General features: G+C 40.3%; 22 protein-coding genes. 15 read left to right on the top strand and 7 right to left on the bottom strand.

What is annotated here, in order from left to right; genetic code table 11:
• Positions 1-286: 286 nt before the first annotated feature.
• From J9537_RS13465 to gltX, 3 genes are all read left to right on the top strand, one after another.
• A complete protein-coding gene (locus tag J9537_RS13465) occupies positions 287-1765 on the top strand; it encodes an amino acid permease (RefSeq protein WP_010745251.1) in 1479 nt (492 codons plus the stop codon).
• A gap of 35 nt (positions 1766-1800) precedes the next feature.
• The gene (gene gad, locus J9537_RS13460; RefSeq protein WP_010745252.1) at positions 1801-3177 is read left to right on the top strand and encodes a glutamate decarboxylase; all 1377 of its coding nucleotides are present in this window, start codon (positions 1801-1803) and stop codon (positions 3175-3177) included.
• 76 nt (positions 3178-3253) lie between these two features.
• A complete protein-coding gene (gene gltX, locus J9537_RS13455; RefSeq protein ID WP_010745253.1) occupies positions 3254-4765 on the top strand; it encodes a glutamate--tRNA ligase in 1512 nt (503 codons plus the stop codon).
• 169 nt (positions 4766-4934) lie between these two features.
• Here gltX and J9537_RS13450 read toward each other — a convergent pair whose 3' ends face one another.
• Both J9537_RS13450 and J9537_RS13445 read right to left on the bottom strand, forming a co-directional pair.
• Positions 4935-5252 (bottom strand): type II toxin-antitoxin system RelE/ParE family toxin, encoded by a 318-nt coding sequence (locus tag J9537_RS13450; RefSeq protein ID WP_218256184.1) that lies wholly within the window; start codon positions 5250-5252, stop codon positions 4935-4937.
• A complete protein-coding gene (locus J9537_RS13445; RefSeq protein ID WP_010745255.1) occupies positions 5252-5503 on the bottom strand; it encodes an AbrB/MazE/SpoVT family DNA-binding domain-containing protein in 252 nt (83 codons plus the stop codon). Before J9537_RS13445 ends, J9537_RS13450 begins: the two co-directional genes overlap by 1 nt.
• A 294-nt stretch (positions 5504-5797) precedes the next feature.
• On the opposite strand from J9537_RS13445, the gene J9537_RS13440 reads away from it, so the two are divergent.
• Positions 5798-6043, top strand: a complete 246-nt coding sequence (locus J9537_RS13440; RefSeq protein WP_010745257.1) for a hypothetical protein — start codon at positions 5798-5800, stop codon at positions 6041-6043.
• Between the two features lie 53 nt (positions 6044-6096).
• On the opposite strand, the gene J9537_RS13435 is transcribed toward J9537_RS13440, so the two are convergent.
• Together J9537_RS13435 and J9537_RS13430 are read right to left on the bottom strand one after the other, a co-directional pair.
• Positions 6097-6828: an MIP/aquaporin family protein gene (locus J9537_RS13435; protein WP_010745258.1), complete on the bottom strand. Its 732-nt coding sequence runs from the start codon at positions 6826-6828 to the stop codon at positions 6097-6099.
• Positions 6829-7042: 214 nt separating this feature from the next.
• The gene (locus J9537_RS13430; protein WP_010745259.1) at positions 7043-8050 is read right to left on the bottom strand and encodes an alcohol dehydrogenase catalytic domain-containing protein; all 1008 of its coding nucleotides are present in this window, start codon (positions 8048-8050) and stop codon (positions 7043-7045) included.
• Positions 8051-8318: 268 nt separating this feature from the next.
• Between J9537_RS13430 and J9537_RS13425 the strand changes: the two genes are divergently transcribed.
• The 8 genes from J9537_RS13425 to J9537_RS13390 all read left to right on the top strand — a co-directional run bounded on the left by J9537_RS13425 (position 8319) and on the right by J9537_RS13390 (position 15672).
• On the top strand, positions 8319-8945 hold the full coding sequence (locus J9537_RS13425) for a DUF1054 domain-containing protein (protein WP_010745260.1): 627 nt from the start codon (positions 8319-8321) through the stop codon (positions 8943-8945).
• Positions 8946-9268: 323 nt separating this feature from the next.
• A complete protein-coding gene (locus J9537_RS13420; RefSeq protein ID WP_010745261.1) occupies positions 9269-10738 on the top strand; it encodes a BglG family transcription antiterminator in 1470 nt (489 codons plus the stop codon).
• A gap of 1 nt (position 10739) precedes the next feature.
• Positions 10740-11234, top strand: a complete 495-nt coding sequence (locus J9537_RS13415) for a PTS sugar transporter subunit IIA (RefSeq protein ID WP_010745262.1) — start codon at positions 10740-10742, stop codon at positions 11232-11234.
• Between the two features lie 25 nt (positions 11235-11259).
• Positions 11260-11574: a PTS fructose transporter subunit IIB gene (locus J9537_RS13410; RefSeq protein ID WP_028020029.1), complete on the top strand. Its 315-nt coding sequence runs from the start codon at positions 11260-11262 to the stop codon at positions 11572-11574.
• A 248-nt stretch (positions 11575-11822) separates the two neighbouring features.
• Positions 11823-12908, top strand: coding sequence for a PTS fructose transporter subunit IIC (locus J9537_RS13405; RefSeq protein WP_010745264.1), 1086 nt, complete (start codon positions 11823-11825; stop codon positions 12906-12908).
• Positions 12909-12965: 57 nt separating this feature from the next.
• Entirely contained in the window at positions 12966-13817 is an 852-nt protein-coding gene (locus tag J9537_RS13400; protein WP_010745265.1) for a class II fructose-bisphosphate aldolase, read from the top strand.
• A gap of 23 nt (positions 13818-13840) precedes the next feature.
• On the top strand, positions 13841-14740 hold the full coding sequence (locus tag J9537_RS13395; protein ID WP_028020028.1) for a ketose-bisphosphate aldolase: 900 nt from the start codon (positions 13841-13843) through the stop codon (positions 14738-14740).
• A gap of 50 nt (positions 14741-14790) precedes the next feature.
• Entirely contained in the window at positions 14791-15672 is an 882-nt protein-coding gene (locus tag J9537_RS13390; protein ID WP_028020027.1) for an ROK family protein, read from the top strand.
• Between the two features lie 22 nt (positions 15673-15694).
• On the opposite strand, the gene J9537_RS13385 is transcribed toward J9537_RS13390, so the two are convergent.
• On the bottom strand, positions 15695-16852 hold the full coding sequence (locus J9537_RS13385) for a macrolide family glycosyltransferase (protein WP_010745269.1): 1158 nt from the start codon (positions 16850-16852) through the stop codon (positions 15695-15697).
• Between the two features lie 105 nt (positions 16853-16957).
• Positions 16958-17500: a biotin transporter BioY gene (locus J9537_RS13380; protein ID WP_010745270.1), complete on the bottom strand. Its 543-nt coding sequence runs from the start codon at positions 17498-17500 to the stop codon at positions 16958-16960.
• A gap of 280 nt (positions 17501-17780) precedes the next feature.
• On the opposite strand from J9537_RS13380, the gene J9537_RS13375 reads away from it, so the two are divergent.
• Genes J9537_RS13375 through J9537_RS13365 form a run of 3 tightly spaced genes read left to right on the top strand, consistent with a single transcriptional unit; the run spans position 17781 to position 20486 of the window.
• Positions 17781-18599, top strand: a complete 819-nt coding sequence (locus tag J9537_RS13375) for an efflux RND transporter periplasmic adaptor subunit (protein WP_010745271.1) — start codon at positions 17781-17783, stop codon at positions 18597-18599.
• Positions 18596-19282 (top strand): ABC transporter ATP-binding protein, encoded by a 687-nt coding sequence (locus J9537_RS13370; protein ID WP_010745272.1) that lies wholly within the window; start codon positions 18596-18598, stop codon positions 19280-19282. Before J9537_RS13375 ends, J9537_RS13370 begins: the two co-directional genes overlap by 4 nt.
• Entirely contained in the window at positions 19272-20486 is a 1215-nt protein-coding gene (locus tag J9537_RS13365; RefSeq protein ID WP_010745273.1) for an ABC transporter permease, read from the top strand. The genes J9537_RS13370 and J9537_RS13365 overlap by 11 nt, the downstream gene beginning before the upstream one ends.
• A gap of 24 nt (positions 20487-20510) precedes the next feature.
• Here J9537_RS13365 and J9537_RS13360 read toward each other — a convergent pair whose 3' ends face one another.
• Positions 20511-20957 carry a VOC family protein gene (locus J9537_RS13360; protein WP_218256183.1) on the bottom strand — a complete coding sequence of 149 codons (447 nt, stop codon included), beginning with the start codon at positions 20955-20957 and terminating at the stop codon, positions 20511-20513.
• Positions 20958-21044: the final 87 nt, after the last annotated feature.

Genomic DNA, 21044 nt, shown 5'->3' with positions numbered 1-21044 from the left:
TTTGCTAAGAAAATGACACGTATCATCCAAAAATTTGCAGTGAATTGCTACACAATTTAGACCTTGGGCTTTTTTTCTTAAAAAGCTTTTTTTATTGAATGAAAAGAGGTGCGGAATTCGCAGAAAGCAAAGGGTTTCTTCCATTATGATGGCAGAATTTATTTTAATAAACCTTCTAATTAGCGGATGCGAGGCAGTTTGACTTTGCTTTTTTTAAGGCTAATATGATGGCTGTAGTTCGGAAGTGCGCACTTCGATTGCAATGAATTTAAAGGATGTGTCACAAATGAATAACGAAGAGAAGAGCACCTCTTTGAGCGAACATAATCAGCTTACTGGTGTTCAGCTATTCTCAATGACTACTTCAATGGTCATGACGGTGTATGGATTTGCCGCCTTCGCTAAGCAAGGACCAACTGCATTGTTCTTCCTATTCTTAGCAGGTATTTTATGGTTTATTCCAGTTACACGTTCCGCTGGTGAAATGGCTTCAGTCGATGGTTGGAGCAAAGGCGGAATCTTTACTTGGGGACGTCACATGCTGGGGGAACGCCTTGGCTGGTCTGCACTCTTTTATCAATGGATCCATATCACTGTTGGGATGTGTACCATGATGTATTTCATCATCGGTTGTTTATCTATCACTTTCAACGTTCCAATTATTAATACAAATCCATTGTTCAAATTTATCATCATGATGGTGATCTTGTGGGGCTTGATCTTCGCGCAACAACGAGGAACCAAAATCACAGGGAAAATCGCTCAATGGAGTTTTACAATTGGTGTCATCATTCCAGTTTTCCTATTGCTGTTCTTAACCATCACTTATCTAGTGAAGGGCAATCCGATGCTGATCAAAATCAATCCGCATACGATCCTGCCATCAAGCTGGAGCGGAAATGTATTAGTTGGATTTGTTCCATTTATCTTAGCCTTTGCGGGAGCTGAAGGATCAGCGACTCACGTAAAAGACTTGAAGAAACCGTCTGTTTATCCAAAAGTCATGATGGCTTTGGCGATCTGCGCGATTGCTTCTGATATTATCGGAACAATTTCAATCGGTGCGACGATTCCAAACGCCAAGATCCAATTAAGTACAGGGATTGTTTATGCCTATGGGGCTTTGGTTCAACAATTTCCATGGGTCAATGTGGTCTTTATTGAACGTTTAATTGGTTTGTTACTGGCAATCGGTATTATCGGTGAAATCAGCAGCTGGGTTGTTGGACCAAATGCAGGGATGTATGAAGCGGCTAAAGAAGGCTACTTGCCTGAACGTTTCGCTAAAACGAATCCTTATGGTGTTGAAACGAATGTAATGATCTTGCAAGGTGTGATCGTTTCGATCATGGCCGCACTCTTAACCTTTGGTGCTGGTGGAGACAAATCGAACCTTTCATTCCAAACAGCGATGAGCTTGACTGTTGCCTTGTATACCTTAATGTATATGCTGATGTTTGTTACTTATTTAGTCTTGGTCTTCAAGCACAACGAGTTGAATCGTACGTTCCGTGCGGCAAAATCGAAAGTAATGCGTGTCATCATGGGTGTTTTAGGTTTTGTCTTATCCGCTTTTGGGTTTATTGTTACTTTCTTCCCACCAGCTGCTTACAACGCGCAACAAAAACATACGTATCTAACGTTATTACTAACAGCTTTTATCATCGTTTTCTTTATTCCGTTGATCATGTATCAATTCCATGGAAACTGGACATTGCATCATCATGATAAATCAGGAAGCGACTTACACCACCCAGTTCATTAAAAAATATAAGAGAGTATTTTAAGGAGATCTTTTAAATGCAAACAGATTATTTAGAAAGTTCATTTTTAGGAAGCAAAGAAGCTGCTCGCAGCATGCCTAAAGAAGTATTACCTGATGAGGGTATGAACCCTGACACAGCCGAGACGCTCGTCAATCATATTCGGTTGAATGAAGCAAAAGCAGACCAAAACTTGGCTACATTCTGTACCACTCAAATGGAACCACAAGCAGATCGTTTGATGTTGGGTTCACTTGAAACGAATGCGATTGACAAATCAGAATATCCAAAAACTACCGCAATGGAAAACTATACCATCAGTATGGTTGCTCATATGTGGAATATCGGTGAAGGGAAAAAATTATTCCAAGACTTCATCGGAACTTCAACAGTGGGTTCTTCAGAAGGTTGTATGTTAGGCGGACTTGCATTATTGCATAGCTGGAAACATCGTGCAAAAGCAGCCGGACTAGACATCGACAACTTACATGAACACAAACCTAACTTAGTTATCATGTCTGCATTCCAAGTTGTATGGGAAAAATTCTGTACGTACTGGAATGTCGAGATGCGGGAAGTTCCAATGGATGAAAACCATATGTCATTAAACACTGACACCGTCATGGATTATGTAGATGAAAACACCATTGGTATTGTAGGAATTCAAGGAATTACTTACACTGGCCGCGTAGATGATATTCAAAAATTAGACGAACTAGTTTCTGAATACAACCAAACAGCGAAATTACCAATTAAGATCCATGTCGACGCAGCATTTGGCGGCTTCTTCGCACCATTTGTTGATGGGTTCAAACCATGGGACTTCCGTTTAAAAAATGTAGCATCAATCAACGTTTCAGGGCATAAATACGGGATGGTTTATCCCGGTATTGGCTGGATTGTTTGGCGCGAAAATACGGAAGACTATTTACCAGCAGAAATGCGTTTCTCAGTTCCTTATCTTGGCAGCAGCGTAGACTCGATCGCTATCAACTTCTCACATAGCGGCGCACACATCGTTGCGCAATATTACAACATGATTCGTTTCGGTCGTGAAGGCTTCACAGCGATCATGAACAATGTTCGCAGCGTGTCACAACGAATCAATCAAGAATTGAAGGATCTAGGTATTTTTGAAATCATCAATGATGGTTCACAATTACCAATCAATTGCTGGAAAATCGCAGACAATGTGGAATTAACTTGGAATCTTTATGATTTAGAAGACAAGTTGAAGGAATACGGCTGGCAAGTGCCTGCTTACCCACTTCCTGTAAGTCTGGAAGATGTCACAATTAGTCGAATCGTTGTTCGCCCATCCATGACAATGGCCATTTGTGATGATTTCATTGAAGATTTGACTCGCGCAATTGACGATTTAAATCGTAATCATTTGATTCATCACGCATCTTAACATATAATAGCATCTGTTATTAAAGCCCTGATAAAGCATTATTTTTATTAGGGCTTTTAAACTGGAGGGAATCAAATTGAAAAAAGACAAAGTAGAAGTTACCGGCGACGTACGAGTTCGATACGCACCAAGTCCAACAGGTTTTTTACATTTAGGGAATGCGCAATCTGCGTTATTCAACTACCTGTTTGCGAAGCATTATAACGGCACCTGGGTGTTGCGAATCGAAGATACTGACTTGAAAAGAAATGTTCCGCATGGTGAAGAAAGCCAGATGGAAAATCTTCATTGGTTAGGTATCGACTGGGATGAAGGTCCGGATAAACCGAAAGTTGAATTTGCCCCTTACCATCAAAAAGATCGTGTGAATTTGTATCATAAATACGTACAACAATTATTAGACGCAGGACTTGCCTATCGCGACTATGCGACGGAAGAAGAATTAAAAGAACTGCATGATCAACAAATCGAAGCTAAAATCGCGCCTCATTACGATGGACGCTGGTATGGCGCAACGGAAGAACAAATCAAGCAAGCCGAAGCAGAAGGCCGCAAATCCACGGTTCGTCTTCACTTACCTGAAAATCATATTTATGGCTGGGATGACATGATTAAAGGCCGTGTGGAATTTAATTCAGATAATATCGGCGGAGACTTCATTATTGAAAAAAGTAATGGTATGGCAACCTATAACTTCGCGGTAGTAATTGATGATTACTTAATGAAGATGACACACGTTTTACGTGGAGATGACCACATTGCCAATACACCAAAACAAATCGCCGTGTATGAAGCTCTAGGTATCCCACAACCGCTATTTGGTCATATCACACTGATATATAGCTTGGATACCCATAAGAAATTGAGCAAACGGGATAAAAATACGCTGCAATTCATCAGCCAATACCGTAAATACGGCTATTTGAATGAAGCGTTGCTGAACTTTATCGCCTTTCTTGGCTGGTCGCCCGTCGGAGAAAAAGAATTGTTCACTCGGGATGAATTGATCGAAGCTTACGATATCAATCGGATGTCCGCTTCGCCTGCTTACTTCGATCAAAAGAAACTCGACTGGACCAATGCGGAATACATCAAGAAGACATCTGTGGATGAATTAACAAGAAGAATCATGCTGTTAGTTGATGCTGCTGAAACAGATGTAGCAGAACAATTGAAAGCGATCGATATTGAAAACGATCTTGATTTTGTTAAAAAAGTCGTGGATATCTATCACACAGAAGCCAAGACTTTGATGACCTTTATGGAAAAAATCTTGTTTATCAAAAATGCTAACCAAGTGACTTTCACTTATACCGACTTAGCAGAATTTGATAGCGAAAGTGTTAAACAAATTTTGACCACCATGTCAGCAGAATTGAACAAGGCGTCAGAACCCGTGGACTACTCAGCGATTATTTCTACTGTTCAAAAAGAAACCGAACAAAAAGGACGCAAGCTGTATATGCCATTGAACGTCGTATTTACCGACAGCAAATCTGCACCGCAAATCACTGATATTCTATCTGTAATGCCTAAAGCAACCGTCCAACACTTGATCGACAACGCATTGACTTACTTAAATAAATAATGTGTTCTAACTGCAGCCTTGACTGAGGGCTGCAGTTTTTTGCGAGTTCCACTTCGCGTCTTTAGCGCGATTAGTGGAATTGTACAAGAACGAATCACTGTACATAATTACGATCAAAAAATCCAGAAAGAAAGCGGCAAGCAGCGCATGTTTCCTTCTGGATGTTCTATTAGAAATATAGGTGCATTTGTTTTTGTTTAAATAGGTTTCCAATAAGTATTGTTCTCTCTTCCTGATTGATTCGATAAAAGATTGCAAAACTTTTTCCAATCAGGATGCGATAGGTTGGTTTGTCGAAATCATACAAACCAGCGACATTTTCATACATTTCAGGAAATTGTTTTAAACGATTTAATGAATGATAAATGGCATGAACAAATTGAGTGATTTTTTCATCGGTAAGAAGCAGTTCCTTTTCCCATTCTGAAATGTTCTCCTGAAGACTTTTTCTAAAGGATTCAGAGTAAACAAGTGTGTAATTCATCATTAGTCGCCCCAACCATATTTACCAAACAGTTCTTCCATTTCTTGTTCAGTGGTTGTAGTTTTATTCTCAAAATCAGCGAAGCTTTCTTCGATTAGTTGACGATCTTTCTCTTTTGCAGAATCCTCAGCATCCAAAATGAAGAGGTGTCCTTCTTTGCGAACGTTTAACAAATCACCTTCATGCAAGCCCCATTCTTTTGGGAAAATGCCGCCGATTGAATTTCCAATTTTGCGAACTTTTATTTTTTTCATTCGTGCTTCCTCCTATTTGAAAGATAAGTAACTGCTTCAAGAATAATGTACGCAATAGTAAGCAATATCTCCTAGCGAAACTGTATAGAGTGACTTCCTAATGATTATAACATGTTATAATGTGCGCTTCTATCAAGTTAACTAAAAGAGTAACTGAAAAACAGGCTTGCTAGATGGATGAAACAAGTATTCCGCGAAAGGATGAGCCAAAGAATGGAACACAATTCAAATTGCGAATAACAGAAGGGGCGAGTACACTGTTAGTAACAAGAAAATTCTTTGGAGGTAATTCCAATGCATGAACATGACATCGTCCCGCCTATCCAACCAAATGACTTTATTGATGAAATCAAGAATGAACAACATGCCGCGCAACAACTTTCAATCGAAGATCAGCAGAAAGAAATCAGAGTGGAGCAGCATAAAATTGGGAAAAACCAAGATATCTTAGTTGTGATCCCAGACCCAAAGCCTGTTGTGATGGACTTGGAGACGGATCGGATTATTAAGGAAAAGAGAAGAACGGAAATTATCGACTAGAAATTAGCAAAAAAACACACTGTCGCAACTTTTACGACAGTGTGTTTTTACGTTTAAATGAATAGTGCTTTATATAATGCGATGGCAACGATGGAAGCGACAATAGGGGCTAAAACAGGTACCCATGAATAACTCCATTGTGAATCGCCTTTGTGTTTCAATGGTAATAATGCGTGCATGATACGAGGACCTAAGTCACGCGCTGGATTCAAACCAGGGCCAGTTGGTCCACCGAAGGATGCAACCAATGTCCATACTAAGAAACCTAATGCCAAGTGAGCAGTTCCTAAGTTGTTTTGGAAGAAAGGTGCTTTCGTAATCCCAAGGGCACCGAAGAATAAAATGAATGAACCAAAGAACTCATTCACGAATCCATTGAACTTAGAACCAACACTATTGATTGTTGAGAATGTTCCTAATACATGCAATTTGTCTTCTGTTTGATCATAGTAAGGCTTGTAGCTCGCTACAACGACTAATTGACCGACCATCGCACCAAGTAATTGGACCACGATGTAAGGAAGAACTTCAGACCAAGGAAAGAAGCCGCTAACGGCCAAACCAATTGTAAATGCCGGATTGATGTGGTTTCCGCTGATACCGCCGAAGATCATTGCCGGAATCATAACCCCACATCCATAACCTACAGCAATCAACATCCAGTCACTACCGTAACCTTTTGTACCTCTCAAATCAACGTTGGCAACTGCGCCGTTTCCTAGCATTACTAACAAAGCAGTCCCCAAGAACTCAGCAGCTAACCGAGTAGTCAGTGAATAATCCATAAAAACCTCCTAAAAATATTTGAAATGAAAATGTAAATGAAAATTTCATTTTATATCTTAATCCCTATCTTTGTAATTAGCAAATGTTAACCTCAGAAAAACTATAAATTTCTATGAGAAATGACAACATAAGTTATGAAAGGCGAGGAAATGGGCTTTCTATTCAAAAATTTCCAGTTAATAAAAAAATCCCGTTCAAAGGAACGAGATTTTGTCAGTTGATCAAAACAAGATGTCGGAAGTTCGGATTGTTTTCAATCAATTTATGAGCTCCGTAAAAGTTTTTGTCAGAGAAACCATTCAGCTGTGCCGTTAAAATCGATTTCAATTGATTTTTCTCCCAGAGATAGACCAGCAGCTCCATCACATTGTGTGAATACTCGATGCCTTCCTCCGTAGTAAAAGAAGCTTCTAAAAACTCTTCACAGTAGAAATGAAGATACTCCGGATCCAAATTTTTGCTTTTCTTCTTAATAAAATGCAATAGGAGAACCTTAGCCGTGCCTTTGAATTCGGCTAAATGATCAAAGCTCTTTTCCTTTTCTGTATCCAGGTTGATCACGTAATCAATGGGTGTCATCTCTGCAGCCTCTAAGTCCCGTGACAGGTGAGTGGATTGTGACAGTACCACATCAGCCCCCATGTTTTTGATCCAAATTTCAGAGTTGTTTTTGTTGATAGTAGCGGCAACCTTCAGTCCCGCCCATTTCGCTAACTGGATAATTGTTGCGCCTAATCCGTCGGAAGTATTCAAGATCAACAGGTTTCCTTGGTTCTTTCTTGGTTTTGGCGTTAATTGCAGCTGCTTGAACAGCACTTCGAAGGCTAAGAAAAAACTATAAGAGAAAGCGGCGGCTTCATCTGTAGGAAAAGAGTCTGGCAATTTTACGATGGAACGAACATCCGCGATTTGAAAATTACTGTAGCTGCCGTATTTTCCGACTTTATTTACATACAATACCCGATCTCCTACATTCAGACGCGGGTTACTGCTGCCAAGACGAGTGATGATTCCTACGCCACCAAAGCCTAAAATATAAGGTTTTTTTGCCCCTTTAATCGTTTGGCGAATCTGTGTATCTAAGGTGCTGATGGAAATAGCGGCAATTTTTATCATGACATCATTTTCCCGTAATTTCGGAAGCATGATCTTATAGTGTTCAAATTTTTTATCTTCTTTTAAACGAAATTTTTTCTCGAACCCGATTGCGTCTGAAATCATTCGTTTTACCCTCCTCAGAAATAACTTTCTGAATCTCCAATAATAAAATGGCTACTTATAATATACTTGATTTAACAAAGAGAGGGAAATAATTTCTTTAAAATGGGAAAAGAATAGGAAGATTTAAACAAATTTTGTCCGTCTATTTGTCAAAATCGGAGAAAGAAAAAAAGTGTTTCGTCGTTTCTATCAGAAAAAGGTAGTCCTTGACTTGTGGGGGGAAGACAAGATGAGTAGAATTGCTATAATAGGAAATAGGAGGAATGATATGTTCACAGAAAAGAGTTTTGAGGTATTTGAAGTGGAGGGGCTTGACGGACGAATGACGGCTATTCGTGAAGAGATTCAGCCGACATTTCAACACTTAGATGAAGTATTTCAAGCAGCGCTGGAACCGCTGCTGGATGAAAAATTATTTATCCACATCGCCCAGCACCGCCGCCGCACGACATATCCGCCAGAAAATACCTGGTCTGCCTTGAGCCGACAAAAGCGTGGCTATAAGATGGAGCCGCATTTCCAATTAGGGATCTGGCCAGACTATGTCTTTATGTGGTTGTCTTGCATCGATCAGCCCAAAAATGAACAAGCAATCGCTCAGGTTTTGCTAGACAATCAAAAAGCCTTTGACACGTTAGCCTCAGATTTTGTTGTATCCGGTGATCACACGAAATCAAATGTAGAAGCGTTATCCTCAGAAAGTCTGGAAAGACTGTTGAAACGATTCCGTGATGTGAAAAAAGGCGAGTTCCAGGTTGGACGGATCATAAAAAAGTCAGATCCGATATGGAAGGACCCAGAAGCAGCGCAACAGTTCATGATAGAGACTTATCAACAGTTGGTACCAATTTATCAATTGGCGATTGAAGCAAGTGTTACACCAGTGAAAAATTAAAATATCGTGTATTCTTCTTTTCGTAAAATAGTATGCTAGACAGTTTTTTTGGACGGAGGATGCAGCCACACTGATAGACAGCGATTTATTCGCTGTTTTTTTTATCCAACCAAGACCCAAAGAAAATTTCGGGAAAATTGGTCAGTCTGGGGCGTTTTCCAAAGAAAGAAGAATCTCTGGGCCTTTTGGAAGATCAGTTATTTTTCTATTTTAGTTTTGAATAGTTATTGAAAGCGTTTTATGTAAATGTCCATTTCAATGGACACAAGAAAAAATGTACGTAGAAAAAAATGAGCTATATTAAGGACAAGGAGGTTGACAAAATGCAGCTAAGCAAACGTGAAACACAATTGATCGAATTGTTTATCAAACATGGGATGACACTTACCGCTCAAGAGTTAGCTGAATTTGCCAATGTTTCCACGAAAACAATTTACCGAACGATCAAAAAAATCAATGAAGCGTCGGATGATGGAGAGTTGATTTCAGCGGAGGTCGGAAAAGGTTTTCGTTTAGATTATGACAATTATTTAAAAGAAAGTGTACGCAAACGAGGAGGAGATACGGTCCAAGGTCCACTGGAAAGAAGGAATACGATTTTACTTTCCTTGTTATTCAAATCGCCAAAGAAGGTATTGATTCAAGAGCTGTTTGAGGAGTATTACGTCAGCAATACAGTGATAACGAATGATTTGGTACGGATGAACGAGTTCTTGCAGAAGTATCAATTATCCCTGATTCGTAAAGGGCAGCGAGTGTCAATCGAAGGAACAGAAAAGCATATTCGCAAGGCCGTCAATCATTTGATTAGTGCGAATCGAGTTTGGGAAGAGGACTTTTCTACCCAGCAGGAAAAAATCAGTTCCTATGACATTAATTTTATTACCTCTTTATTAGAGTATATCGAAAGAAAATTACAGAATGGGATCGCATACCCCTATAATAGCAACATCTTTTCCCACATTTATATTTTGATCAAACGAGTGCGGGAGGGAGAAATTCACGCGGATACTTGCGCAGAGTTATTAGACCCTGACGAAGAGGAGCTGATCACACAATATGATCAGTTGTATCAGCTCTCTAGGATGGTCATTACGAAGCTGAATCATTACCTGAATATTGTTTTACCGGAAAGCGAAACCTTTTACTTATTTCAGTATCTGATTTCTTCACGAATGGAGAAGGAACCGATCAAGTTGAATCGGAAATCCAAAGAGGCGCTAGCAATTACTGATTTTTTCGCGAAAGAAATGAGTCATTTGATGGGGATGAAAGTGGATCAACAGCCAAATCGTCAAGATTTATACGAGCACATTGATCCATTATTGTATCGTTTGAAAAATGAAATCATCGTTAAGAATGATTTGTTAGGGGATATCAAGCTGGAATATCCAGAGATTTTTCAACAGGTTCGGCAGGTTAGTAAAGCAGCGGAAGAAGAGTATCAGCTCAATGAGATTTCGGAAGACGAGATCGGCTTTTTAACCCTATATTTTGTGAAGTATAAAGAAATGATTCATTCGAAAAAGCGAGTATTGATTATGTGCAGCAGTGGGGTAGGAACCTCCGAGCTGCTAAAGGTAAAGGTTCGAAAAGCCTTTCCAGAATTAGAGATTGTAGATGTTCTTTCCGCGCGAAAATTTTCCAAAGCACCAGAAAAATACCAAAATATTGATCTGATTTTAACGACCGTTCATTTGACAGTCGAGATGATGATCCCAACGATTTTAGTTAATTCAGTATTTACCAAACAAGATGAAAAACGAGTGAAAGAGATGTTAGGAGAGATGTGAGATGAAAGCAGAGCAAATGATGGACGATTTCAGTATCGCCGATGTAATTACCGAAGAATTGATTCAATTAGAAATGAAAGCGACAACAAAAGAGGAAGCCATTTATGAATTGACGCGTTTACTGATGGCCAATGGGGACATTGAGGACGAGGAAGAATTTGCCGCCGATGTGTTTGCGCGGGAAGCAGAAGGGATGACTGGAATCGGTAATAGTATCGCTATTCCTCATGGGAAATCTGATAGCGTAATTAAAACGTCGTTAGTCGTCGGAAAAGCGAAGACGCCAATAGAATGGGAATCATTGGATGAGGAGCCGGTCCGGGTGATTATCTTGTTTGCAGTCAAGAACACGGATGCGAACACGATGCACATTAAACTATTGCAAAAAGTCGCGATGCTTTTAGCGGATGAGGATTTTATTGAAAATATGGTCAACGCTGAAACAAAAGCAGAAATGATGGAATTATTATCACGAGATCCAATGGAAGAAGAGTAAAAAAAAGAAAATGGAGGAATAGATGATGAAAATTGTTGGAATCGCCGCATGTACTTCCGGAATCGCCCATACGTACATCGCAAAGCAAAAATTGGAAAAGGCCGCTAAAGCTCTCGGGCACACGGCCCACATCGAGACACAGGGAACGATCGGTACGGAAGACGAACTGACTATGGAGGAAATCAAAGACGCTGATGTAGTGATCATCGCAGCAGACATCAAAGTTGGTGGAAAAGATCGCTTTGAAGGGAAAAAGGTGGTAGAAGTCCCAACAAGCATGGTCATCAAAGCGCCAAAAGGACTGATCAACAAGATCGAAGAAGAAATCATTAAGGCATAAAGAATGAAATCATTAATATGAAAAAGGATATCAGTTTGCCAGTTCTACTTCTTGCTTCAGCAAGATTAGTAGAATGGTATGCGTACGAAAACCCGTTGAATTTTCGCACTAGGAAAATTCACACATTATTAATGAGCTAGCCTATATGTTAGTAAAAAGCAAATAGTGGAATGATATACGGCTTGAAAAACGAACTAATTTTTCCTAGGAAAAATTAATTCATTAATATGAAAAAGGAGATGAATGAAATGTTTAAGAAGCTTCAATTGAAAAAACATGCTTTGACGGCAATCTCGTACATGTTACCGGTTGTTGTTACGGCAGGGTTGCTGATCGCGATTGGGAATCTGACTGGTGGTGGTGTCATCGAGGATTACAAGGCAGCCTATTCGGTTCCAGATGCACTGGTTTCACTGGGTGTGTTAGGAATGGGTCTGTTAGCTCCAGTTATTTCAGCAGCGATCGCTTATTCAATTGCTGACCGTCCGGGTATCGGACCTGGTTTGTTTATGGGGTTAATCGCTAATTCCATTGGTGCTGGGTTCTTGGGCGGGATGTTAGGTGGTTATTTGGTTGGTTTCTTCGTCCTGTTCCTAGTGAAAAACTTGAAAGTGCCAAAATGGGCACAAGGTTTGATGCCGATGATGATCGTTCCGCTCTTATCTACCTTGATCATTGGATTATTGATGTTCTTTGTCATTGGTGTGCCGATTGTTTGGGCAACAGAAGCGTTAACTGAGTTCTTACAAGGCCTGCAGGGTTCAGGAAATTTCTTGTTTGGGTCAATTGTAGGTGGAATGGCAGCCTTCGACTTTGGAGGTCCAGTCAACAAGGTGGCTTCACTCTTTGCGGATGGACTGCTATTAGAAGGAATTCAAGGGCCAGAAGCAGTGAAGGTATTGGCTTCAATGGTACCGCCATTTGGTGTAACAATTTCTTGGGTATTGTCTAAAATTTTCCGCAAACCGAAATATTCAAAAGAGGAACAGGACAATATCAAAATCGCGTTTCCAATGGGACTTTGTATGATCACGGAAGGCGTCATTCCTATTGCGGCAGTTGATCCACTACGTGTGATTTTCTCTTGTACAGTAGGTGCGGCGATTGGTGGGGGCCTGAGCATGTCATGGGGAGTGGGTTCACCAGTTCCTTCAGGCGGGGTCTTCATTATCCCGGCGATGACTGATCCGTTGAAATTCACACTCGCTTTATTGATTGGTTCTGCCATTACAGGAATTCTTTTGTTCGCGTTGAAGAAAGCCCCTGTTGAAAATGATATCAAGGATGATGAGGAAGAGGAAGAAGTAGATTTTTCTTCTATTAAAATTTCGTAGCAGAGGATTTGTTAGTTAGAAGTAGAGGTTCCTAGAATATAGAAGGAGACTTGTTGCATGTATGTTTCGATGAAAGAGATGTTACAAAAAGCCAATCGTGAAAACTATGCTGTAATGGCGATCAATTGTTTTAACTTAGAAACGGCTAAAGCAGTAATAGAAGCAGCGGAGGAAATGCGCTCGCCGATCATTATTGATCTGCTGCAGGATCATTTGAAGGAACACTTGGACATTCGCTATTTAACCAAGCCAATCATTCGAATGGCAAACAATGCGAAGGTTGAAGTAGCGATCAACTTGGATCACGGACAAGATGTTGCGTTTGTAAAGCAGTGTCTGCATGAAGGTTTTTCCAGTGTCATGATGGATGCGTCGATGTATCCGCTGGAAGAAAATATTCGGATCACAAAAGCGATGGTGGAGTTGGCACAAATTTATCACGCCAGTGTAGAAGCTGAAGTTGGGGATATGGGAGCTGTAGCAGGGGATCATTTCACAAATGATGAGATGTACACAGATCCTGACGAGGCGATTCGCTTTATCCAGGAGACAGGTGTGGACTGCTTAGCATTATCTTATGGCTCAAGTCATGGGGACTATCCAGATGGCTATGTACCAGCTTTTCGTTTCGATATTGTAGAAAAAATCAAAGCGGCAACGAACTTGCCTTTAGTCTTGCATGGGGGTTCTGGTGCGGGTGAAAAAAATATTTTGCGCTCAATCGAATTAGGGATTAACAAGATTAATGTTGGTTCTGACTTCATGAAGGCACAAAAGGCCGAAATTCAGAAACAACTAAAAGAAAATCCAGAAGTGGATTATCCTACGCTCATTCATCAAACGATGGCGGCAGGGAAAGAAATGGTCAAACGGTACATCGAACTTTCGGGTTCTAAAAATAAATCATAAGAAGAGAATGGAGACAAAGTCAAATGTTAATTAATATGAATCAAATGCTGGAAATCGCCAAGGAAAACAAATTCGCTGTGGGAGCTTTCAACGTCGCAGACAGTAATTTCTTACGAGTTGTTATCGAAGCAGCGGAAGAAAACGATGCACCGGCAATCATTGCGGTACATCCAACAGAGTTAGACTTTACGAAGGATGAATTTTTCCAGTATGCTGTTTCTCGTGCGAAAAATAGTTCGGTTCCATTTGTTATCCACATGGACCACGGGGATAACCTAGCAAGCATTATGCGTGCGATCCACTGTGGATTTAGTTCAGTCATGATTGATGGCTCATTGCTACCGTTTGAAGAAAATATTGCCATCACTAAAGAAGTGGTAGATGTTTGCCATAAGATTGGTGTTTCTGTCGAGGGTGAACTAGGGACGATCGGTAATACAGGTACTTCTATTGAAGGTGGCGTATCGGAAGTTATCTACACGAAACCAGAGGATGCCGAAGAGTTTATTGAAAAAACCGGGATTGATACGTTAGCTGTTGCGATTGGGACGGCTCACGGAATTTATCCAAAAGATATTAAACCGGCATTGAAAATGGATGTTTTAGAAGACATTAAAAATAGAGTGGATATTCCGCTAGTTTTACATGGCGGCTCTGCCAATCCAGATGAGGAAATTGCTAAAGCTGTTCAAATCGGCATTCAAAAAGTCAATATCTCTTCTGATTACAAATATGCCTTCTACAAAAAATGTCGCGAAATTCTTTCGACGACAGAATTATGGGATGCAAATGCGATTTATCCAGAATGTATTGATGCAGCGAAGGCGGTTGTTAAGCAAAAAATGGAATTGTTTAATTCAATCGGTCAAGCAGCGGTTTATCGCAAAGAAAACGTTCAACCTTGGAGACAAGAACAAAATTAAACAAAGCTGCCGAGGGAATTTCCCTCGGCTTTTTTTAGGAGGAGAACATGCTGTACGGAGGGATCGAAGCAGGCGGCACAAAATTTATTTGTGCCGTGGCTGATGATAAGTTCCATGTAAAAGAAAAAATCAGTATACCGACAACTGACCCACAAACGACTTTTAAGAAGGTTTTTGCTTTCTTTGATCAGTATCCAATTGATGCGATGGGAATTGGATCATTTGGTCCTATCGGCATTCAACCGGATCAAGAAAATTATGGTCATATTTTAGCAACACCTAAAGCGGGCTGGAGGGGTGTGGATTTCTTAGGCCAAATGAAGCAACGATATCAGGTGCCAACAGCTTGGACCACGGATGTGAATGCTGCAGCATTCGGTGAGATTAAACAGGGTGCAGCGAAAGGAAAACATAGCTGTATTTATTTAACCATCGGTACAGGAATTGGCGGTGGTGTCGTAATAAACGACGAAGTTTTTCAAGGAATCTCTCATCCAGAAATGGGGCATCTGTATATTAAGCGTCACCCTGAGGATACCTATTCAGGGACGTGCCCATACCATAAAGATTGTCTGGAAGGATTAGCGGCAGGGCCTTCATTAGAAGCGCGTACCGGAATTAAGGGAGAAGAGTTACCGTTGGATCATTCTATCTGGGACTTGCAGGCGAATTATTTAGCACAAGCATTAATGACGTATACCTTGATTTTGGCGCCAGAGGTGATTGTTTTAGGCGGCGGTGTCATGAATCAAGATCATTTACTTAAAAAGGTCCAGAGCCAATTCACAGAATTAATGGCTGGTTATATGGAAGTTCCCAAAGCGGAAGAATATATCCTTCGATGGGGTTTACCAAATGAAAGTGGCCTGATTGGCGCACTATTGTTGGCTAAAAAGGAACTCGAAAAGAACAATAACCGCAATCTTTCTTAAAATGAAGGATTGCGGTTTTCATTCAGTTTAAATAATCTTCGATAGCGTCTGCCGCTTTTTTATAGCCGCCAGCGGCTAAAAAGGATTGCTTGATATGCTTCAAATTGCTTAAATAGCTAGGGTTAATCTGAACGTTTTCTACAGCTGCTTTTAATTCATCACTGCTTACCTGTTGATAATCTAAACAAATAGCTGCCTTTAGCTCGACTAAACGATAAGCAAGTGCTGGTTGATCCGAGCCCATTGGCAGAGAGACAAAGGGAACGTCATTTAAGATTAAATCATTCATGCTGTTTAAGCCGTTATGAGTGATTGCTACGTCTGCGTATTTCAACACTTCATTTTGCGGAAGATAATCTTGAACGATGAAATTTTTTGGAATAGCCAGATCTTTTAGACTAACCTGATGGGCTGCTAGGACAACTAGGTAGTCGGTGTCGCTAAATGCTTCAAAAACTTTTGTATAAATCTCTTTTGCGTAGTCGCCAAAAATAGTGCCGAAGGAGACATACAAAACTTTTTTAGCTTTCTTTAAACGTTCAATTGGAAAATTAGAGGTATCTTCCAAACGCTGATAACTGTCTGCACCAACTAAGACAAACTTTTCATCAAAGAATTCTTGTTCATTTTCAGGTAGAAAATATTCAGAGGTAAAGACAATATTTATTGGTTCAATATTAAAAATCAAATCAAAAAAACGAGGGGGCATAGATACAGGCAGTGCCTGCTCAATTTTTTTTGCTTCCAAAAGATAGGCATCGTTCATCGTCTTGAATTTCCCCGCTAAATGCGTTTTGTCAGGTTTCATGAAGTCCTGCATTCCCATGAAGACAGCTAGCATGGAAATAGCAGGAACCATCAAATAGTTAGCGAGCTGTTTGCTGAAGGGCATAGCCACAGAATGAATGACTGCGTCAAAGGAATCGTCTTGTATCTGCTCTAGAATATCTTGCATAATGTCTAAGCCGTGGTCTAATAATACATTAAAGCCGTTTTTAAAAATATTTAGATCATAATGATAGGCGCGGTAATCAGCGCCAGCTTCTTCGATCTTTTCACGGAATTCTTCACTTGAAAAATAAACGACCTCAATCCCGCGATTGTTCAGCTCTTTGACTAAACCAAGTGAAGGATTAACATGGCCGTGGGTAGTTACATTTAAGAATAAAACTTTTTTCATAGTTGCTCGCTTCTTTCATTATTTTAATAAGGGCACCTTATGAATAGATATAATAAGGGTACCTGATTAAAATGTCAAGAAAAAAAGTTTCCGATTTTCGGAAACTTAACGATACACCAAGTGTGTGAAGGATAATCTTTTACCAATCAGAGCTCCTAGATAGCCCGCGGCTAGTGCTTTGATCAAGCCTGGCAGGATAAAGGGAATCATTCCAGCTGAAAAGGCTGCGTCCCAAGGAAGGCTGCCGCTATATTTTAACCATAATGATCCGAAAAACAGGGTAATAAAGGCGCCAACTACATTTGCGAGGATTGACCAAAAATAATTAAAACGGGTCTTTTCGATAATCAACCCAGTAAAGAAGGCCTGAAAGATAAATCCAACTAAAAAGCCGCCTGTTGGTCCAAAATAATGAACAATTCCGGCAGAACCGCCAGCTAATACGGGTAAGCCGATCATCCCCATTAACAGATAGATCGCAACAGCGATGGTTCCAGTTTTTTTTCCTAAGATCGTCACGACAAACCCAACAGCAAAGGTTTGCAGGGTTAATGGAATCGGTCCAAAAGGAATTGTAAATTGAGATAAAATTCCAATGATTGCGGCAAATAATCCGGCTAAAACAATTTCTCGACTTGTTAATTTCACTATACTCACTCTTTCGTTAACTTAATATTTTGTTTTGGTTAACGAAAGTATACTGGATGGTTAACAGGATGTAAAGAGATTTTTTTGTGATTTCTCGATTAAACGTTTTCATAGTTAAATACATGAAACACTGTTTAGTAAAAAAAACAAATGTTCTTCGGCCTAAAGTCCTATCTAGAATTTGTACTTTCGTTGGAAGTAGTAGACAGGTCTTTCCTCTAAAATTTATAGAGTAAAGAACAAATGCACTAATTTTATAACGGAAGGAATGGAGTCGAAAATGAAAAAAATATTTATAGGTATAAGTGTGTTAGTAGTTGCGGGGGCAGGCTTTTTTCTCTATCAAAACACGCAGGCAAAAGCAAAAGCGGATACATCAGTAGAAATGTACCAAGTCAACAAGCAAACGCCGTTGCATTTAAAGGGGCAAGTTCAATCAACGAAAAAACAAACGGTTCTAGTGGATACGGAAAAAGGTCCTGTCCAGACGATTCATGTAAGTGAAGGAGATCATGTAATAAAAGATCAAATTTTAGTGACCTATCGTTGGGGAGAAGTCATTCGTGCGGCGAATGATTCCGTTGTGACCGCTTTAAATGAGGATGCAAAAAACGATCCGCAGCAGGCTTTGATGGTTTTGAAGAGTGAAGAATCTGCTATCAAGGGAGAAGTGACGGAATATGACCGTTCCAAGGTTGCTTTGAATGAGCCGATAGAAATTACTTATGGAAACAATGAAAAGAAAGTGACCGGGAAAGTAACCTCTCTGGCTGAGATGAACAATGAACCAGAAAAAGAAGATGCTAGTAGTTTGGTCACCTATAATTATACAGCAGTGCCTGACGAAGCAATTCCTGTAGGCTATTCTGTAGAATTATTAATTCCGCGAAATGAGATTCATTTGCCGTTGAAAAGTGTAGTGGAAAAAGACGGAAAATACTATGTTTATACAGTCGCTAAAAATAAGGCTGAAAAGCATGAAGTGACTGTTGAAAAAGGAAACGGTTATTATTTGCTACATGAAGGTTTGAATGAAAACGACAAAATTATCAAAGATGCGAAGGGCATGAAAGATGGGATGGATGTGACAGTTGAATGATTGTGATGGAAAATATCAATAAATTTTACACCGCCGATCAAGAACGCATCCATGTCCTAAAAGCAATCAGCTTGACGATTGAGGAACACGAGTTTGTGGCGGTAATGGGACCATCGGGTTCGGGAAAATCGACGTTGATTAATACGATCAGTTTTCTTGATGGAGATTTTGAAGGAAGCTATCGTTTTGAAGGGCAAGATGCCTATCGTTTCAATGATGAGAAGCTTTCAGCTTTACGCAATAAGTCGGTAGGGTTCGTTTTCCAGTCCTTTCAGCTGATTGATAATAATACAGTGATGGAGAACGTGGCGATGCCGCTGCTATATGGCGGAATGAAGCAAAAGCAAACCAAGCCTTTGGTAATGGAGGCTTTGCGAAAAGTTGGTATCGCGGATAAATACAACAAACTGCCCAAGCAGCTCTCAGGCGGACAGCAGCAGCGGGTGGCAATTGCTCGGGCGATTGTCGGAAACCCAAAATTTATCGTAGCGGATGAACCAACAGGAGCATTAGACAGTCATACTTCTGAAGAAATCATGCAATTATTTAAACGATTGAATGAAGAAGAAAAAGTAACGATTTTGATGGTCACTCATGATCCTGATGCGGCGGCTTATTGTCAACGAATCATTACGGTGAAGGATGGCGAGATAGTGGAAGAAGGTGTTTCTCATGCGGTTTAGTGAAGTATGGAAGACTTCCTTCAAGGCAATCGGGAAAAACAAACGGCGAAGCTTTTTAACCATGATCGGTTTGATTATTGGGGTATCTGCGGTAATTACTGTTTTTTCAATCGGGCGTGCCTTTGAAAATTATGCCTCGGAATTCATTGGATTGGATCAATTTGACGGTAGTGTGGGTTACACTTATACACCAAAAAATGATTCGTTCTATGGAAATGGCTTAGATGCCTTTACCGAAGAAGATATTAGTCGCTTAGAGAGCATTCCTGGAGTCCAATCGGTGAACTATTACAATGATTCTCGTAACGGCAGCAAATATTCTGATCAAACCTTTGATGAAGTGGGAAATGACGGTCGTTGGAATTGCTTTAAGCTGCTGAAAGGTCAAGGGACCAAGGTTGTTCATGGCCGACCGATTCAAGATAGTGACTATTATAATGAAAATCCTGTAGTCGTGATCGATCAAACTGCGGCTAAGGCAATTAAAAAGGAACAGACAGAGACTTTAATTGGTCAAAGCATAAAAATTGGCGGACATCTCTTTGAGGTAGTCGGAATTATGGAAGATCGAAACGGCGGTTCTATTGTTTCCACTTCGGAGGACTATGTTGTTGCTGAGGTTCCTGAAAATGTTTACGAACATTATTTTAATACGGAAGACCGTAGCATGATCCAAGTCAAAATGAGCCAAACGGCAAATATCAAGAATGTCTCCAAAGAAGCCGAAGATACGCTGAAAAAATACGGAACATGGCGAGAGTTTGGCTCTTATAAGAGTCAGGATTTGGCTGGACAGGTGGATCAATTACGGATGCTGCTGACTAGTATTACTTTACTGATCTCAGTGATTGGTGGTATCTCGCTATTTATTTCGGGGATTGGAGTCATGAATATGATCTATATCTCTGTCTCAGAACGAACCAAAGAGATCGGCGTTCGAAGAGCTATGGGTGGAACAAAGGGCAATATTATGATGCAATTCTTACTTGAAGGTATCTCGCTAACTTTAGTGGGCGGCACGATTGGTTATCTAATCGCTATGCTGCTAGGATTTGCCATCAGTATGTTTACACCTCTGTCGGTTCGTCCGGATCTGTTTACGGTGACGCTGGCCTTTGGCTTGTCTGTCGTGATCGGAATCGTCTTCAGCTGGCTGCCGGCAAAGAGTGCCGCAAAAAAGGATATCGTCTCCTTGCTGCGCTGATTTAAATTTAGAAAGAGTACCCCGTCAGATGATCATTGTCTGACGGGGTATTTGTTGCGGATACTGTTCGTTGGTGCTCCCGATTTCAAGTAGATTACCTTCGGGATCAGTGACATAAAAATTACGTATACCGAAAGAGAAGGTCATAGGTGCTCCTGTTGGGAAGGAAAGCCCCAGTTTTGATAATCGTTCGTATTCGGCATCTACATCTGCAAAACAGGGCAGCCACAGAGCTAGCTCAAAGGTTTGATTGATTCCTTTTGGAGGGACGTAGCTTTCATCAATAGCTTGCACGAAAGCTTCACGGCTATACATAAAAAGTGCCAAATCTCCGCTTGCTGTTTCAAATTCAGCGAAATCTCCATCGGTCCATTGTGTTTGAAAACCCAATAGGTCTCTGTAGAAATGAACCATCTTTTTTATATCGCCAACTAATAAACCAGTACCGATCCTTACCTCTTTTCCCTTCAATTTTATCCACTCCTTTGACTTCAGATTCTTTCTTTGATTATAGCAGAGTAAAAAAGTCCTGATTGATATAGAAGCTGTTTTTGATTT

This window comes from Enterococcus raffinosus, from assembly GCF_019175485.1.
In the GTDB taxonomy this organism is placed as follows: Bacteria; Bacillota; Bacilli; order Lactobacillales; family Enterococcaceae; genus Enterococcus_A; species Enterococcus_A raffinosus.
The sequence above is the reverse complement of the archived record's forward strand: the minus strand, read 5'-3'. Positions and strand labels throughout refer to the sequence as shown.

Bases quoted from the DNA above. Each gene is read 5' to 3' on its own strand.
- J9537_RS13375 (WP_010745271.1), top strand. From the start codon at position 17,781: ATGAAAAAAATATTTATAGGTATAAGTGTGTTAGTAGTTGCGGGGGCA.
- J9537_RS13405 (WP_010745264.1), top strand. From the start codon at position 11,823: ATGTTTAAGAAGCTTCAATTGAAAAAACATGCTTTGACGGCAATCTCG.
- J9537_RS13370 (WP_010745272.1), top strand. From the start codon at position 18,596: ATGATTGTGATGGAAAATATCAATAAATTTTACACCGCCGATCAAGAA.
- J9537_RS13395 (WP_028020028.1), top strand. From the start codon at position 13,841: ATGTTAATTAATATGAATCAAATGCTGGAAATCGCCAAGGAAAACAAA.
- J9537_RS13385 (WP_010745269.1), bottom strand. From the start codon at position 16,852: ATGAAAAAAGTTTTATTCTTAAATGTAACTACCCACGGCCATGTTAAT.
- J9537_RS13430 (WP_010745259.1), bottom strand. From the start codon at position 8,050: ATGATTTCAGACGCAATCGGGTTCGAGAAAAAATTTCGTTTAAAAGAA.
- J9537_RS13445 (WP_010745255.1), bottom strand. From the start codon at position 5,503: ATGAAAAAAATAAAAGTTCGCAAAATTGGAAATTCAATCGGCGGCATT.
- J9537_RS13465 (WP_010745251.1), top strand. From the start codon at position 287: ATGAATAACGAAGAGAAGAGCACCTCTTTGAGCGAACATAATCAGCTT.
- J9537_RS13365 (WP_010745273.1), top strand. From the start codon at position 19,272: ATGCGGTTTAGTGAAGTATGGAAGACTTCCTTCAAGGCAATCGGGAAA.
- gad (WP_010745252.1), top strand. From the start codon at position 1,801: ATGCAAACAGATTATTTAGAAAGTTCATTTTTAGGAAGCAAAGAAGCT.
- J9537_RS13415 (WP_010745262.1), top strand. From the start codon at position 10,740: ATGAAAGCAGAGCAAATGATGGACGATTTCAGTATCGCCGATGTAATT.
- J9537_RS13425 (WP_010745260.1), top strand. From the start codon at position 8,319: ATGTTCACAGAAAAGAGTTTTGAGGTATTTGAAGTGGAGGGGCTTGAC.
- J9537_RS13410 (WP_028020029.1), top strand. From the start codon at position 11,260: ATGAAAATTGTTGGAATCGCCGCATGTACTTCCGGAATCGCCCATACG.
- J9537_RS13440 (WP_010745257.1), top strand. From the start codon at position 5,798: ATGCATGAACATGACATCGTCCCGCCTATCCAACCAAATGACTTTATT.
- J9537_RS13420 (WP_010745261.1), top strand. From the start codon at position 9,269: ATGCAGCTAAGCAAACGTGAAACACAATTGATCGAATTGTTTATCAAA.
- J9537_RS13450 (WP_218256184.1), bottom strand. From the start codon at position 5,252: ATGATGAATTACACACTTGTTTACTCTGAATCCTTTAGAAAAAGTCTT.
- J9537_RS13400 (WP_010745265.1), top strand. From the start codon at position 12,966: ATGTATGTTTCGATGAAAGAGATGTTACAAAAAGCCAATCGTGAAAAC.
- J9537_RS13435 (WP_010745258.1), bottom strand. From the start codon at position 6,828: ATGGATTATTCACTGACTACTCGGTTAGCTGCTGAGTTCTTGGGGACT.